The organism is Candidatus Avedoeria danica, from assembly GCA_016703025.1.
GTDB classification, from domain to species: Bacteria; Chloroflexota; Anaerolineae; order Epilineales; family Epilineaceae; genus Avedoeria; species Avedoeria danica.
In genome coordinates this window covers 976,133-991,146 of the sequence record JADJCV010000004.1, presented here as the reverse complement: position 1 = coordinate 991,146, position 15,014 = coordinate 976,133, and the positions used below count along the sequence as shown (strand labels likewise).

Genomic DNA, 15,014 nt, shown 5'->3' with positions numbered 1-15,014 from the left:
TCCTTCACGGTTCGTCTTGTTCGACCGCGCAGGGCCGCCCGCTCGCCGCCGCCAGGAGGTCGATCCAGCGGGCAGCGCAGTGATCCCGGTCGTACGTGGCGGACACCGCCGCGCGTCCCATCGCCCGCCGAGCCAGGGGCGCCGTTGCGCCGTCCAAGGCCCGCTGGATCGCGCGCACGAGGCCGTCCTCGTCGCCGACGTCGGCCAACGTGCGCCCGCCTTCCGGCAGCGACTCGGCCACGCCGACCCGCGTGGTGGCGATCGGTAGGCCCAGCATCGCCGCTTCGATCAGCGCCATGCCTTGCGCCTCGTGGCGGCTGGTGTGGACGAAGGCGTGCGCTTGGGCAAACGGGATGTGCCGCACACCGGGCGGAACGCGGCCCCAGTACCGAATCCGATCGGCGACGCCGAGGTGCCGGCCGATGATGCGCGTCTCGGCCAGCGTTTCGCCCGCGCCGACGATATCCAGCGTCACCGGCTGCTGCGCGGCGACGCGGGCGAAGGCGTGGATCAAGAGGCGATGGTCCTTGATCGGCCGAAGGTCCGCCACGGAGAGCAGCCGCGGTACGGGTGTGCCGCGCGCGGCGAAACGCTCGGGCAGGACGCGTGGCTCGATCGAGCCCCAGGTCCGCGGTTCGATACCGAGCGGCGCCAGCCGGACCCGGCGCGCCCGGCCCGCCGGTACGCTCGACCGGGCACGCTGCGCCATCGCGTCGCAGCCCGTCGTGACGACGGCAGCCCGCCGCAGCGCGACCCTCACCTGAGCGCGCTCGACCCAGCGGCAGCGCGACCCATAGCCCAGGGCGGGGTGGCAGACGAGCTCGCCCCCGGCGACGTGCACCTGGAGCGGCCGCCCGATGCGTAAGGCGATGAGGGCCGCGACGAAGCCGGGCTCGCCCGCCTGCAGCGCGAGAACGGCGTCGAACGGCCGCCGACTGTGGTCTGTCACGACGGCTCGCACAGCCGAACGCCACATCGCCGGGCTGCGGCGCAGGCGCACCATGCCATGGCCGAGCGGCACGACGCGCGCGCCGTCCAACGTGTACGGTGGGCCGGCCGCCGGCAAGCGCAGCGGGAACACGACGACGTCGGCGCGAACGCCCAACGCATGGACCATGTCGCGCCACACCGGCACGAACGGGTCGTCGTCCGAAGCGTGAAAGGCGGCCGTCACGATCGCGAGCCGCATTCGTGGTCGCCTGGCGGCGTGGGCCACGGCACGTGCCCGACGGCCGGCGAGCGTCAGGGGGTGACCGGCGCCTGAGCCGGCGCGCTTGCCTGGAACTCGGCGGGCGGCGCGGCGGGTGGTCCGATGAGCGTCAGCGCACCGGTCGGAACATAGCGGCTGTGGTAGGTATCCACCCGATCCGGTTGACCGGGCACGCGTACGATCCGCCGGACGGAAACCGACGCCCCGTTGCGGGCAAGTTCCTTGCTCTCGCTCGCGCCCGGCGGCAGCGAAGGATCGACCTCGACGCGCGGCGCAGGCGGCGGGGTGATGTTCGTCGTGAACGGTCCCTCCATCTCGACTTCACGCGCCGGCTTCGTGCCGTACAGTCGGAACGTAAGCGTCATCGCGCGCGGGTTGGGTTCCGCTTCGATGAGCAGCGCGGCACCGGTGTCGTTCCTGAACTTGAGATCGACGGTGGGGCTGTAGACCGTCGCGTCAAGGCCGGGACCGGAGTGCTGCTCGTAGTAGCCGACGCGGTAGCCGTGCGCCCAACGCTCGACGATCGGCAGTCCGGCCCAGAAGGCGGCTCGAAAGAGCGTCGTGGAGACCTGGCACACGCCGCCGCCGATGCCGTCGGCGGTGGCGCCATCGAGGATGATCAACGTCTTCTGATAGCCCTCGGCGGCGGAGACATCGCCCAGGAACTCATTGAACGAGAAGACGGCGTCCTTCGGGATGACGAGCCCGTCGTAGCGCAGGGCGGCAATCCGAACGTTCGTGACCCGGCCCGGCGCCGACCCGACATAATAGCTGGTGTTTTCGGCGACGAGCTCGCGAATCCCAAGCTCGTCAGCGGAGACCGTGTTCGTGATCGGTGGCGGCGTACGGTCCACCGCGACGGCCACGACGCGCTCGGCACCGGCGCCGAGCGCCAACACGCGCTCGGCAGTGCGCTCGACGTTCACGACGAGGGCGTCCTCGGCCGGCCTGACGACGGCCAAGTGCCCCGTCTCCGGATCGAAGTCGAACCGCGGCGCTTGCGCCGTCCTGGAGACGGCCGCCGTGACCGGTGCGAGCAGCGCCGACCACTCCGCCGGCGCCATCGCCAACCGCACGCGTTCGGCGTCCGTCACGACGGTCATCGCTCCGACGAGCTGGGCGGGTTCGAGCGTCCACCGCAGGTCGCCGTGGGACAGCTCGACCGTACCGGCTGCCAGCACGCGCGCCCGTTCCAGCGCCGGGCCAACGTCCGTCACGCCGGGCTCGAGCACGTTCACCGGCAGTTGGACGTCGCTCAGCGGCCACGTGCCCACTTCCGCAAGACCCTGCAGCGTCGTCGCGGCCGACACGACGTCCAGCGCCCGCCCGGGGAGCGCCTCGGTGGCCGTCACGCCGTTCGTCTCGAGCACGAGTCGCGCATCCTGGGCCGGCGCGTCGATGTCGGCCGCGAACGCGTGCAGCGCCGTGTTCAGACGATCCCGGTCCACGCGAACGAGCGGCACAACGGTCCGGCCGCCGAAGCGTGTACGCACGAGGTCGGCCAGCTGCGCCGGCCGCGAGCCAGCGCGCCCGACCGCGAACGCGGCGTCGAGCGTCGCTTCGATGTCGAGTCCGATCGCCTCCGAACCGATCGTCGTCCGGAAGTCATCCGCTCGGACGCTCGCCTCGACCGCGGCATCGAGACCTGCCGCCTGCAAGCGCTGCGCTGCGGCATCGCGATCGAGCCCGCCGACGTGGACCGCCGCCACGCGCACGCCCGGCAGCACGTGCTCTGCCCACCGCCAGCGATAGGCGCTTGGGACGAGCACGAGGGCGAGGACACCGGCAAGCACGAGGACGGGCCAGGCGCCGCGCCGGGTGATGCGGTGGGCCGAGGGCGTAGGGTGATCTTGCGGGGCGTGGTCGAGTTCGAGGGTCATGAACGTGCCTCGGCGTGGATCTTGGCGAGCGGGCCGTGTGCGACTGGGAACACGAAGTCGAAATGCGTTGCGTCATCAGAACGACGGCGCCCTTACCGAACGCCGTCCAGTACCCTGTCACGGCAGAGTCTACGGATGTTCACCTCTGTCGGACATCCGAAGCGTGTCCAGCGACAGAGTACTAGTCTACGGGCCGCACCGCCGCGCCGCAAGCGCAATCAGGCCCCGTTCACCGCCGCGCCGCCGCCGCGCAACCGTCGATCCGCGCCGCTCGGCCCGTCGGCGGCCGCCAGCAGCTCGCCCGTCCGGACGAGCCGCCGCATCGCTGAAAGGTCCACGTGCAGCGACCGATCGAAGCCGGGCGCTCCGATGTCACGCGCCACGCGCTCGATCACGCGTCCGACGGGCCCGCCCGGCGAGCCCGAGCCTTCGGCAAGCCGCAGCCGGAGCGCCTGCGCCGCCGTCAGGAGCTCGATCGCGACAACGTCCGCCGCGTGGTCCAGGATCATCCGAGCATGCAGCGCTGCGTTCAGGCTCATCGCGACGTGGTCTTCCTGGCCGGCCGAGGAAGGAATGGAATCGACGCTGTCGGGATGGGCGAGCGTCTTGCACGCCGAAACGTGGGCGGCCGCCACGTACTGCGGGATCATGAGGCCGCTGCTGAGGCCCTCCGGACCGCTGTCGGGCGGCACGAGGAAGAACGGCAGCGAGTAGGCGCGGCGCCCCGGATCGTCGAACCGATAGTCCGTCAGCTTGTACGTTCGCCGTTCCGACTGACTGGCGACGTCCGTGACGACGATCTTCAACAGGTCGAGGCCGTAGCCGAGCGGCGCGCCGTGGAAGTTCCCGCCGCTGACGGCCTTCGTCGGGCGCTGCAAGTCGGTGAAGATCAGCGGGTTGTCCACCGCGGCGTTCAACTCGCGCTGGACGGTGGCGCCGATGAAGTCGAGCGCGTCGCGGGCCGCGCCGATGACCTGCGGACCGCACCGGATCGAATACGGATCCTGCGGCGGCACGCGCTCGGGGTCGTGGTCCTCGTCGCCGGGGTCGAGGAGCGTCGAACCGTGCGTCAGCTCCAGGACCCGCGCGGCCGTCGCCACCTGGCCCGGTGAGCCGCGCGCTGCCTGCAGCGGCGCGAGGAATGCGTCGCGAAAGCCGCGGGCCGCCTCGAGCGTCATCGCCAGCGCCAGCTCGGCGTGCTCGAGCACACGCTGCGCGTCGTGCACCGCCAGCGCGGCCAGTGCGGCCGTCAAGGTGGCCCCGTTCGTCAGCGCCAGACCTTCCTTGGCGCGCAGCCGGATCTGGCCGCCGAACGGCGCCATTGCCACGGCGGCGGGTACCTGGCGCCAGACAAGCGGCCGGCCGTCGCGCGGGTCGGGCAGGATGCGGACGTCTTCGGGCAGCCACGTCAGCGTCTGTCCCGGCGCCTCGTCCGCCAACACCCACGCCGGCATGTCGAAACCGTCGACCGGCAAAGGAGTTGTGCCCGTTGGGGGCTCAGGCGGGGCGCTGATCGCCAAGGCGAGGTAGGCCAGCGGCGCCAGATCGCCGCTGGCGCCGAGCGAGCCCATCGCGTGGACCGTCGGCAGGACGCGGCCGTTCAGCAGGGCGATCAGGCGGTTGACGACAGCGACGCGGATGCCGCTGCGGCCGCGTGCGAGCTGACTGGCGCGCACGAGCGCCGCCGCGCGCACCTCGTCCTCGTCCAGCAGCCGGCCGCCGCCGACGGCGTGGCTGACGAGGAGGTTGCGCTGCAGCACGTCGGCTTCATACGCGCTGCGCAGCGTCTGGCGTCCCGCCAGCGCGCCGAAGCCGGTGTTGATGCCGTACACCGTCGGCGTCGCCGGATCCTCGATGCGCTCGACGAGCGAAGCGACCCACGCCGCCGACGCCTCCATGGCCGCCTCGAGCGCGCGCTGGGTCGCCGGCTCCTCGCGGAGCGGGGCCACGGCGCGGAGCCCCCGCGCGACGTGGACGACGTCGCGGATCGTGAGCTGCCTTGGATGGCCATCGGCCGCGGCCAGGTCGAGGGGATCGTGCATGCGCGGCGCCACGGCCTTCGTGTACCCCCACGGGGATTCGAACCCCGGTTACCACCTTGAAAGGGTGGTGTCCTAGTCCCCTAGACGATGGGGGCGCAGGGCGGACGATTCTAGCAGGCGGACCCGTCAGGGGCCAAGCATGCCGTTTCGGAACATGCAGCGTTCGGGTCCGGCCACGTCAAAGCACGTGTAGTTCGTCCATGCCGAGGGGTGTCCGCACGTACTCTCCCGCGGCATCCTGCTGCAGCCGATAGAGCTTGTCCGGACTCGTCACCCGCTGGGTGTAGAGTATGCCGTCGAGATGGTCGATCTCGTGCTGGAAGACACGCGCCTCGTAGTCCGCAACTTCCAGTTCAATCTGTCGGCCGGAGCGGTCGAGGCCGCGAATGCGGATCGCGACGTAGCGCGGGACATCGCCGTACAGACCGGGGATCGAGAGGCACGCCTCCTGGTCCTCTTCGATCTCGGGCGAGAACCACAGGATCTCGGGATCCGCCAAGGCGTGCAGGCGCATCGCCGACTCCGGGTCCTCCGGGTCCGTCGGCACCTCGACGACGATCACGCGCAGCTCGACGCCGATCTGCGGCGCCGCGAGGCCGACGCCGGGCGCGTCGCGCATCGTGTCGATCATGTCGTCCATCAGTGCGCGCGTCGACTTGTCGATGCGGCGGACGCGGTTGGCGGGGCGCCGCAGGACGGGGTTGTTGTCGGCGAGCGTGACGATCGGGCGAATGGCCATCGGGAACTCCGGGATGAAGCGGTTCGGCATGATGGTAGGCGAGTCGCAGCGGCAGGGTCAACGCCGTGGCCGGGTTCGGCGCCGTGGCGGAGTTAACGCTGTGCTAGTCTTGCGCGATTGCGCGTGCGCGCGACAATGCACGGTCCACGGAGGCACCATGGGCGCGATCGCGTCATCGAACCACTTGCCCCCCGACGCAGAGGGGCGCCATTCGGCTGCGTCACACCCCGGCCCGGCCGCGAGCACGGATCCGCGCTGCGCCGCGGTGCTGCACGCGCCGCCCCGAATCGCGATGCTCAGCGTCCACACGTGCCCGCTCGCAGCGCCGGGCGGCAAGCAGACCGGCGGGATGAACGTCTACGTGCGCGAGCTCATGCGCCAGCTCGGGCGCCGCGGTTTCCTTGTGGACGCGTTCACCCGCTCCGAGAGCGCCTTGATCCCGCACGTGCCGGACACCGACCTCGGCCCGAACGTCCGTGTGATCCACATCGTGTCCGGTCCGGAGACGCCCGTCACGCGCGACGAGATCTGGGCCAACGTGCCGTCGTTCATCGAGGGCGTGTGCCGCTTCGTCGCCGCCGAGGGCGTGCGCTACGACCTCTACCACAGCCATTACTGGATGAGCGGGCACGTCGCCGCCGAGTTGCGCCGCTGCCACCCGGCGCCGATCGTCCACATGTTCCACACGCTCGGGGCGATGAAGGACCTCGCCGCCGGGGGAGGGGCGTCGACCGAGAACATCGATCGGATCCCCACCGAGCGCGCGATCATGGGCTACGCCGACGCGCTCGTGGCGGCGACATCAATCGACATGGAGCACATGGTCGAGCTCTACGGCGCCGACCCGTCGAAGATCGAGATCATCCCACCCGGCGTCGACCTCGACGTCTTTCGGCCGATGCCGCGCGAGCAGGCGCTGGCGCACCTGCAGCGCGACCCGTGCGAGCGGATGATCCTGTTCGTCGGTCGGATGGACCCGATCAAGGGCCTCGACACGCTGATCCGGGCGATGGGCATCGTCGTCGCGCGCGACCCGTCGCTGCGCGAGAACGCCTGCCTGTGCGTCGTCGGCGGCGACACGAGCGAGGACCTGCGCCGCGCGGACGCCGAGCTCGGCCGCCTGAACGACCTCGCCGAGTCGCTCGGCCTGGGCCACCTCGTGCGCTTCATCGGCGCGCTCGGCCAGGACGCGCTGCGGTACTACTACAACGCAGCCGAAGTCGTCGTCGTGCCGTCGCGCTACGAGAGCTTCGGGATGGTCGCGCTCGAGGCCATGGCGTGCGGCACGCCGGTCATCGCCTCCGACGTCGGCGGCCTGTCGACGCTGATCCGGGACGGACGCACGGGCTTCCTCGTGCCGGACGGCGACCCCGAGGCGCTCGCCGCCAAGCTCCAGCCGCTCCTCGCACTGCCCGAGATCCATGACACGCTGGGCGAGCACGGCATTGCCACGGCCGAGGCGTACGGCTGGCCGGCGATCGCCGAGCGGGTCGAAGCGTTGTACGGGCAGGTGTGGCGGGATTGGCACGTGCGGGTGCTCGGCGAGGTCACGGTCGCCGGCGGCGGGGTCGGCTGAGCGCAACCGGGCGATCTTGCCGCCGAGCCCAGCCCTGTTCAGCGCATGGCGGAGGAGGAGGGATTCGAACCCCCGTGCCCTTGCGGGCCATCCGCTTTCAAGGCGGCGCCGATTGGCCTCTCCGGCACTCCTCCCGACATGCGTCGGCGACAGTATAGCGTCGGCGCCCGCGACGCCGTTGCGACCTACGCCTCCCGCACCGCGCGGAACCCCGGCACCTTCAGCACCATCCCTGCCCGCAGCACCGGCGGCCAGCCCATCCCGTTGGCATCCGCCAGGCGCCGCGCGTTGCGGGCAACGTCCGCGTCCCCGTACGCGCGGCGGGCGACGGCGAACATCCCTTCCCCTTGGAGGACCTTGATCGCCGGGAAGACGGCGGGTTCCACGGGTGTCGGCGTCGGGCCGGGATCGACCGGTCCCGGGCCGGGCGCACCGCGGACGGGCACGGCGGCGTTCGTCGTCACTTCGGCCAGATCGGCCATGGCGTTGCGCAACGGGACATTGGGCCAAATGACGTTCGTCGGATGGCTCTCATCCGAGTTCCAGATGAACCATGTCACACCGAGCACCTTGCCGTCGGCGGCGCAAGCGTCGAGCAGGCCGCGCATCGCCGTGATCGTCTTCGTTGCGCGGGCCGGGTCGTTGTGCGCGAAAGTCCCGCTCTCGCTGATCAAGATTGGCTTGGTCGGGAACTGCGCGCGCACGCCTCCCGGATCCGGCGGCCGACCCGGCTGGACGGTGTCCCGCCAGCCTTTGGGTCGGAAGTCGCGCAGCATGTGCCAGAACGCGTCGCTGCCGCCGGGCAGCGTCTTGTCGCCCTGTGCGCCCCACTCCATGTGCCCGTACGGGTGCGTCGCCATGATCTCGACGCGCTGGACGGCGTCTTTGATGGCCGGGACCATGTACTCGCTGTCCGGGACGTCGGGCTGCGCGTCGTGGCCGAAGGCCAGCGCGCCGAAGCACGAGAGGGCTTTGCGGCCCGGGATCAGCCGATCGACTTCGTTCCAGAAATCGATCTGCCACTTGCCCATCTTGTCGTACTCGGCGGTTGTCGTCGCCAGGTAGGGCTCGAGATTCTGTTCGTTGCACGCCGAGACACAGACCATGGGATCCTCCCACAGGTTCGCGCTCTGCGCGCCGTTCCGCCAGCTCGAGAGCATCCGGACACTGTGCTCGGCCCACACCTTGGGATCGATCGCCCGCCAGTTCGGGTGGAACATCCGAACGTGGATCAGCCGCTCGGGCGCCGCCGGGATGCCCTGGGGCGGCCAGCCCCAGCGCAGCTTGTTGTACCAGTACGCGTTCTCGGCATCGCCCCACTGCTGGGCCACGGCGTCGTGCTCGAACATCATGTGGTGCAGGATCGTCACCGCGCCGCGCACCTTGGCGGCCTTGAGCATGAGCTCGATGTCCCAGTGGCGATGGTTCGAAATGTGCATCCCGTTGACGGCGCGCATAGGCTTCAAGGCTCCTGGCGGGGGTCAGGGGGAGAAGTCGAGGTCGGACCGATTGGTTCGTTCTGCCGGCCGCACGCGCGAGCGCGCGCAAGCAGGGACGATCATACACCAGGGGCGGCACGTGGACATCCGCGCGTTTCAGACGGCCATCGAGGAGACGTACGGCGCCCGGGATCGGGCCCGCGGCGAGGCAGCCGCGTTCCTGTGGTTCGTCGAGGAGGTCGGCGAGATGGCGGAGGCGATCCGAAGAGGCACGGCGGACGAGCGGCAGGGCGAATTCGGCGACGTGCTGGCGTGGCTGGTCACGCTCGCCAATCTGCACGGCGTCGACATGGCCGCCGCCGCCGCCCGTTTTTCTGCCGGCTGCCCGAAGTGCCGCGGCCGCCCGTGTGCGTGCTGATCGCCTCGCCGTCGGATCCCTTCGCCGGCGAGGCGTGCTGCGCCTCGTGACACCTCTCGCCATCCCCGCGCCATACCCCTCGCCGGCGGCGTGGCCCCTCGCCGGCGACGTAAGTAGAATGGTCGTTCGCACGGCAGCCCAACCCCCCGATGCCTCACCCATTTGGACGATGACCGATGAAGAGCGCCGAGATCCGTCAACGCTATCTGGACTACTTTGCCGCGCGCGGCCACGCCGTCGTGCCGTCCGGCTCGCTCGTGCCGGACGACCCGACGCTGTTGTTCGCGAACTCAGGCATGGTCCAGTTCAAGGACACCTTTCTCGGGCTCGAGACGCGGCCGTACGCGAACGCCACGACGAGCCAGAAGTGCATGCGCGTGAGCGGCAAGCACAACGACCTCGAGAACGTCGGCCCGAGCGCACGGCACCACACCTTCTTCGAGATGCTCGGCAACTTCAGCTTCGGCGACTACTTCAAGAAGGAAGCGATCGGCTACGCCTGGGACTTCGTCACGCGCGAACTCGGCATCGACCCCTCGCGCCTCGTCGCCACGGTCCACCGCGACGACGACGAGTCGTTCGCGCTCTGGCGCGACGTCGTCGGCCTGCCCGAGGCCCGGATCGCCAAGCTCGGCGACAAGGACAACTTCTGGATGATGGCCGACGTCGGACCGTGCGGCTACAACTCCGAGCTGAACTACGACTTCGGGCCGACGTACTCCACCCGCGGCAACACCGCGCCGGACAGTCCGTTCGACCCCGATGACGGCCGCTGGGTCGAGATCTGGAATCTCGTGTTCATGCAGTTCGACCAGCACAAAGACGGCACGCGCGTGCCGCTCCCCCGAACGGGCGTGGACACCGGGATGGGCCTCGAGCGCACGAGCGCCGTCCTGCAGGGCGTGTACGCGAACTACGACACGGACCTCTTCCGCCCGATCATGGACGTCGTCCAGGCGCGTCTGGGCCACGACGACGCGGCGCGCGCGGCCAACCACGTGGGTTACCGCGTCCTGGCCGACCACGGCCGAGCAATGACCTTCCTCATCGCCGACGGCGTCGTGCCCGGCAACGACGGCCGGGCGTACGTGCTGCGCCTCGTCATGCGCCGGGCGATGCGTTTCGGCCGTCAGCTCGGCTTCGACGGCCCGTTCCTCGGCCACGTCGTCGACGCCGTGATCGCGACGATGCGCGATGCCTACCCGCAGCTCGTCGATCGCGCCGACTGGATCCGCGAGGTCGTCGCCGAGGAGGAGGCGCGATTCGCCCGAACGCTCGAGAGCGGCCTCGGGCTGCTCGACGAGCTCATCGGGCGGGTCAAGGCAGCGGGCGGCAGCGCGATCGGCGGCGCGGACGTCTTCAAGCTGTACGACACGTTCGGCTTCCCGCCCGATCTGACGCGGGTGGTGGCCGAGGAGCACGGCCTCGGCATCGACCAGGCGGGCTTCGACGCGGCGATGGCCGACCAGCGCACGCGCGGGCGCGTCGGCGGCAAGTTCGGTGCCGGCGACCGGGCCGAGCGCTACCGCCGCCTGGCGCTGGGCGAGACGATGTTCCTGGGCTACGAGACGACCGCGGCGGAAGGGCGGATCGAGGCGATCCTCGTCGACGGCGAAAGCGTTGACGTTGCCCGCGCCGGCGACGATGTCGAGATCGTCCTCGATGCGACGCCGTTCTACGCGGAGAGCGGCGGCCAGGTGGGCGACGAGGGCCGGATCGACGCGCCGCGCGGGCGGATGATCGTCACGGACGCCGTGAAGCCGGTCCGGGGCACGTTGGCCCATATCGGCCGCGTGACGGAGGGCGAGGTGCGCGTCGGCGAGGCCGTCGTGTCCGTCGTGGACATGCTGCGCCGTGACGACATCCGCCGCAACCACACCGCCACCCATCTCCTCCACAACGCGCTCCAGGCGACGCTCGGCGAGCACGCCCAGCAGCGCGGCTCGCTCGTCGCGCCCGACCGGCTGCGCTTCGACTTCGCGCATCTGAAGGCGCTCTCCGAGGACGAGCTTGCGACGATCGAGACAGCCGTCAACGCGGCGATCCGCGCGGACACGGCCGTCAGCGCACATGAGATGCCGCTCGACCACGCCCGCGAGCTCGGCGCGACGATGCTCTTCGGCGAGAAGTACGGCGATATCGTGCGCGTCGTCGACATCGACGGCGTGAGCAAAGAGCTGTGCGGTGGGACGCACGTGAACCGCACGGGTGAGATCGGCCTGTTTCTGCTCATGAGCGAGCAATCCGTCGGCAGCGGCCTGCGCCGGATCGAGGCCCTGACGGGCCGCGAGGCCGAGCGGACGGCGCGCCTGAACCGTGCGCGGCTGGGCCTCCTTGCCGAACGCGTCGGGGCCCAGACGCCCGACGGCCTCGAGTCACGGGTCGACGAGCTCCTCGGCCGCGCCCGTGAGCTTGCCCGCGAGCTTGCGAGCGCCCGGGCGGAGCTCGCCGCCGCAGGCGCCACCGACTTGGCCGCCTCCGCCGTCGACGTCGACGGCGTGCACGTTCTCGCCTCGCGCGCCCAGGCCGACACGATCGAGGCGCTGCGCACGCAGATCGAGGCGCTGCGCGCCGCCGTTCCCACCGGCGTCCTCGTCCTCGGCGCCGTGATCGACGGCAACCCGCGCGTGATCGCCAGCGTCAGCGACGACCTCGTGGCCGGTGGTTTGAACGCCGGCAAGCTCGTCAAGGCGCTGGCCGAGCGTCTGGGCGGCGGCGGCGGCGGGCGGGCGAACATGGCGGAGGCCGGCGGGCGGGACGCGGCTGGGCTGGATGGCGCGCTGGCGGATGTGGCGGCGCTCGTGCGGGGGCAGCGTGGGGCGTGACGGGGCCGTTCGGGAGATCGGCCGGACGCTGGCCGTCGACTACGGCTCGCGCCGCGTCGGCCTCGCGGTCTGCGACGCGCTCGGGATCACGACCCGGCCGCTGGGGGCGATCGACCGGCGCCGGACGCCCGACGTCGTTGCGGCGATCGTCGCCGTGGCGCACGACGAGGCGGCGCATCGCATCCTTGTCGGCATCCCGCGCCTCGCCAGCGGCGACGAAGGCGTCGTCGCCGTGCCGGCACGGAGTCTGGCGGCGGCGCTCGGCGCGGCGCTCGGGCCGGAGATCGAGGTGATCACGACGGACGAAGGGAACACGAGCCAGGAGGCCGCGTCGCGGCTTGCCGCCGGGCGCGGCGGCCGCGGGCCGAGGCGCGGCGAGAGCGGGCGTCCGGCGGACAAGGGGGCGATCGACGCGGCGGCGGCGGCGGTGATGCTGGAGTCGTGGTTGCGCGGCCAAATGGAGTGCGGACCCAGCCCGGATGACACGGCGGATCGGGGGGAGACCGTCCAAATCGTTGAACGCGCTCAGCATGCGGAATCTCAACATGCGGAATATGGAGCCGACGATGGTCGATGACCCGCTGCCGATCTCGGGCATCGAGCGCGCCGATGACGGGAACCCGTCGCCCGAAGCCACCCGGCGGGGATGCGGCTGGCGCGCCTGGGCGCTGCTCGCCGCGGTCGTTGTCCTGGGCGGCGGCGCCGCAACGGCGTCCCTGGCCGTGCGCGCCGGCCGCGGCGGGGCGCTCATGCGCGGACCGGTCGGCCAGGCGATGCTCCGACTGTCCGCCGACGACCTGGCCGCGCCCGGAAGCGATCCGACGGTGCTCACGTTCACGGTCGTGGCGGGCGAACCGGTGCAGGACATCGCGTCGCGCATGGCGGCCATTGGGCTCGTGCGCGATGCGGACGCGTTCGTGTTGCTGGCGAAGGTCACCGGTGGGGATCGCCTGATCCAGGCCGGCGACCACGCGTTGGCGACGAACATGACGGCGGCCGACGTGCTCGAGGCCCTCGCGACGGCGCAGGGCACGGACGTGAGCGTGACGTTGCCCGAGGGCCTCCGCGCCGAAGAGGTCGCGGACATACTCTCGGCCACCGGCCTCGTCGATCGCGCCGCGTTCCTGGCGCTCGCCGCCGACCCCGCGACGGCCGTGCCGGGCGCAGTGGACGTACCCGGGATCGTGGCCGCACGCACCGGTCCGTCCCTGGAAGGCTACCTCTACCCCGACACCTACCGCTTCGACCCCGCCGCGGGCGCCGAGGCGGTGCTGGTCAAGCTTCTGGCCACGTTTGCCGAGCGCGTTCCCGCCGATCTCGACGCCCGCGCGAAGGCAGTCGGGCTGGCCGGTGGCCACGCGGCCGTGATCCTGGCCTCGATCGTCCAGCGTGAGGGCGTGAAGGCGGACGAGTTGCCCCGCATTGCCCGCGTCTACATCAACCGCCTGGCCGAGGCGCCGTACATCCTGAACGCCGACCCGACTCTCCAGTACGCCCTCGGCTTCCAGAGCGATCCGCTGCCGGGCACGTGGTGGAAGCGGCCGCTGTACGACACGGACAAGCAGGTCGTGTCGCCCTACAACTCCTACCAGCTGCCCGGTCTCCCGCCCGGCCCGATTGCCAGCCCCGGCCTGGCGGCGATCACAGCCGTGGTCGCGCCGGCGGACGGGCCGTGGATGTTCTTCGTGGCCAGCGCGGCGTGCGACGGGACGCACGTGTTTGCGGTGACGTACGAGGAGCATCTGGCGAACGTCGAGCGGTACGTGGCGGGTGGGTGTGGCGGCTGACGAGCGGGTGGTGGTCGCGGTCGCGCGGTTGTCCGTGAACCAAGGTCACCGAGGGCCGGACGAGGTTCGCCACATTGCCGCTCCGACGACCCCCGCGTCGTCCCCGAGCGCTCCGGCCACGATGCCTCCCCGCCGCCAGCCCTCGCTCATCGCCACCTCCTCGACGCCCAGCATGACGCCGCCGCCGAGCAGATCCCACGCCCCCATCACCCCGCCGCCGAGCACCACGACGGCCGGATCGAATGCGTTGATCGCACTGCCGATCCCGAGGCCGAGCCAACGAGCGGCATCGTCCAAGATCGCGAGCGCGACGGGATCGCCGGCGCGCGCGGCCGCGGCCACATCCCGCGCCGACGGCCGACGACCGCCGCGATCCTCGACGTCGCTGTCAGGGCCGTCGCCCCCGCCCGCCGTTCCCGCCGCCGCCGCCGCCCGCCGGATCGCGCTCCCGCTCGCCAGCGCCTCGAGGCAGCCGGTGTGCCCGGCCCCGCAGCAGGCGCGTCGCGCCGACCGTCGATGATCAAGTGGCCCAGTTCGGCGGCCTGGCCCGACGTGCCGCGGTAGGGGCGGCCGTCGACGACAAGTCCGCCACCGATGCCCGTGCTGATCGTCAGAAACAGGACGACATCGAATCCCCGGCCCGCACCGAAGGTCGCCTCGCCGAGCGCCGCCAGCGTCGCGTCGTTCTCCAAGTGGACTTCACGGTGCAGCGCCTCGGCGACGGCGGCGGCCAGTGGGAAGTTGCGCAGGTGCGGGAGGTTCGGCGTGTCGAGGATCCGTCCGGTCGCGAGGTCGAGGGGACCGGGTGCGGCGATGACGAGCGGGTTGGACGCAGCCGAAGCAAGGGACGTCGTGGCAGCGCCCGCCTCGACGATCGTCAACGCCTCGACGATCGCCTGCACCACGTCGGCCGCGGACGTGCCCGGAGTCGGCCGCCGGTCGTGTGATAGTATCTGGCCGTCGGCCGACACCGCGGCGGCCCGGAGCTGCGTGCCGCCCAGATCGACCCCCACGCGCCAGTCGCCGCGCCCGGACGCGCCAACGCCCATCGTCGCCATCGACCTCCCTTTCGCCCGCGTGCCAACCGTGAAATCGCTC

12 protein-coding genes and 2 tRNA genes are annotated in these 15,014 nt (G+C 71.3%); 5 read left to right on the top strand and 9 right to left on the bottom strand.

Going from position 1 to position 15,014, the window contains the following annotated elements:
* Window positions 1-4: 4 nt before the first annotated feature.
* The 5 genes from IPG72_07420 to def all read right to left on the bottom strand — a co-directional run bounded on the left by IPG72_07420 (window position 5) and on the right by def (window position 5,871).
* The gene (locus IPG72_07420) at window positions 5-1,189 is read right to left on the bottom strand and encodes a glycosyltransferase family 4 protein (protein ID MBK6768822.1); all 1,185 of its coding nucleotides are present in this window, start codon (window positions 1,187-1,189) and stop codon (window positions 5-7) included.
* A gap of 53 nt (window positions 1,190-1,242) precedes the next feature.
* Window positions 1,243-3,090 (bottom strand): VanW family protein, encoded by a 1,848-nt coding sequence (locus tag IPG72_07415; protein ID MBK6768821.1) that lies wholly within the window; start codon window positions 3,088-3,090, stop codon window positions 1,243-1,245.
* Window positions 3,091-3,308: 218 nt separating this feature from the next.
* Window positions 3,309-5,132, bottom strand: coding sequence for an aromatic amino acid lyase (locus IPG72_07410; GenBank protein ID MBK6768820.1), 1,824 nt, complete (start codon window positions 5,130-5,132; stop codon window positions 3,309-3,311).
* A 22-nt stretch (window positions 5,133-5,154) separates the two neighbouring features.
* Window positions 5,155-5,227, bottom strand: a tRNA-Glu gene (locus tag IPG72_07405).
* An 83-nt stretch (window positions 5,228-5,310) separates the two neighbouring features.
* Complete coding sequence (gene def / locus IPG72_07400; protein ID MBK6768819.1) at window positions 5,311-5,871, bottom strand: peptide deformylase; 561 nt, start codon at window positions 5,869-5,871, stop codon at window positions 5,311-5,313.
* A 157-nt stretch (window positions 5,872-6,028) separates the two neighbouring features.
* Between def and IPG72_07395 the strand changes: the two genes are divergently transcribed.
* Entirely contained in the window at window positions 6,029-7,447 is a 1,419-nt protein-coding gene (locus IPG72_07395) for a glycosyltransferase (GenBank protein MBK6768818.1), read from the top strand.
* Between the two features lie 46 nt (window positions 7,448-7,493).
* Here the strand turns inward: IPG72_07395 and IPG72_07390 are convergent.
* Together IPG72_07390 and IPG72_07385 are read right to left on the bottom strand one after the other, a co-directional pair.
* A tRNA-Ser gene (locus IPG72_07390) sits at window positions 7,494-7,581 on the bottom strand.
* 51 nt (window positions 7,582-7,632) lie between these two features.
* Window positions 7,633-8,904 carry a hypothetical protein gene (locus tag IPG72_07385; protein ID MBK6768817.1) on the bottom strand — a complete coding sequence of 424 codons (1,272 nt, stop codon included), beginning with the start codon at window positions 8,902-8,904 and terminating at the stop codon, window positions 7,633-7,635.
* Between IPG72_07385 and IPG72_07380 the strand changes: the two genes are divergently transcribed.
* The 4 genes from IPG72_07380 (at window position 8,879) to mltG (ending at window position 13,916) form a co-directional block, all read left to right on the top strand.
* A complete protein-coding gene (locus IPG72_07380; GenBank protein ID MBK6768816.1) occupies window positions 8,879-9,304 on the top strand; it encodes a hypothetical protein in 426 nt (141 codons plus the stop codon). The two genes, IPG72_07385 and IPG72_07380, sit on opposite strands and share 26 nt — an antisense overlap.
* A 176-nt stretch (window positions 9,305-9,480) precedes the next feature.
* Window positions 9,481-12,129 (top strand): alanine--tRNA ligase, encoded by a 2,649-nt coding sequence (gene alaS / locus IPG72_07375; protein ID MBK6768815.1) that lies wholly within the window; start codon window positions 9,481-9,483, stop codon window positions 12,127-12,129.
* Window positions 12,119-12,706 (top strand): Holliday junction resolvase RuvX, encoded by a 588-nt coding sequence (gene ruvX / locus IPG72_07370; protein MBK6768814.1) that lies wholly within the window; start codon window positions 12,119-12,121, stop codon window positions 12,704-12,706. The genes alaS and ruvX overlap by 11 nt, the downstream gene beginning before the upstream one ends.
* Entirely contained in the window at window positions 12,696-13,916 is a 1,221-nt protein-coding gene (gene mltG, locus IPG72_07365) for an endolytic transglycosylase MltG (GenBank protein MBK6768813.1), read from the top strand. Before ruvX ends, mltG begins: the two co-directional genes overlap by 11 nt.
* Window positions 13,917-13,961: 45 nt before the next feature.
* On the opposite strand, the gene IPG72_07360 is transcribed toward mltG, so the two are convergent.
* Together IPG72_07360 and IPG72_07355 are read right to left on the bottom strand one after the other, a co-directional pair.
* Complete coding sequence (locus IPG72_07360; GenBank protein MBK6768812.1) at window positions 13,962-14,144, bottom strand: hypothetical protein; 183 nt, start codon at window positions 14,142-14,144, stop codon at window positions 13,962-13,964.
* Window positions 14,123-14,974: an ROK family protein gene (locus IPG72_07355; protein MBK6768811.1), complete on the bottom strand. Its 852-nt coding sequence runs from the start codon at window positions 14,972-14,974 to the stop codon at window positions 14,123-14,125. The genes IPG72_07360 and IPG72_07355 overlap by 22 nt, the downstream gene beginning before the upstream one ends.
* Between the last annotated feature and the right edge of the window lie 40 nt (window positions 14,975-15,014).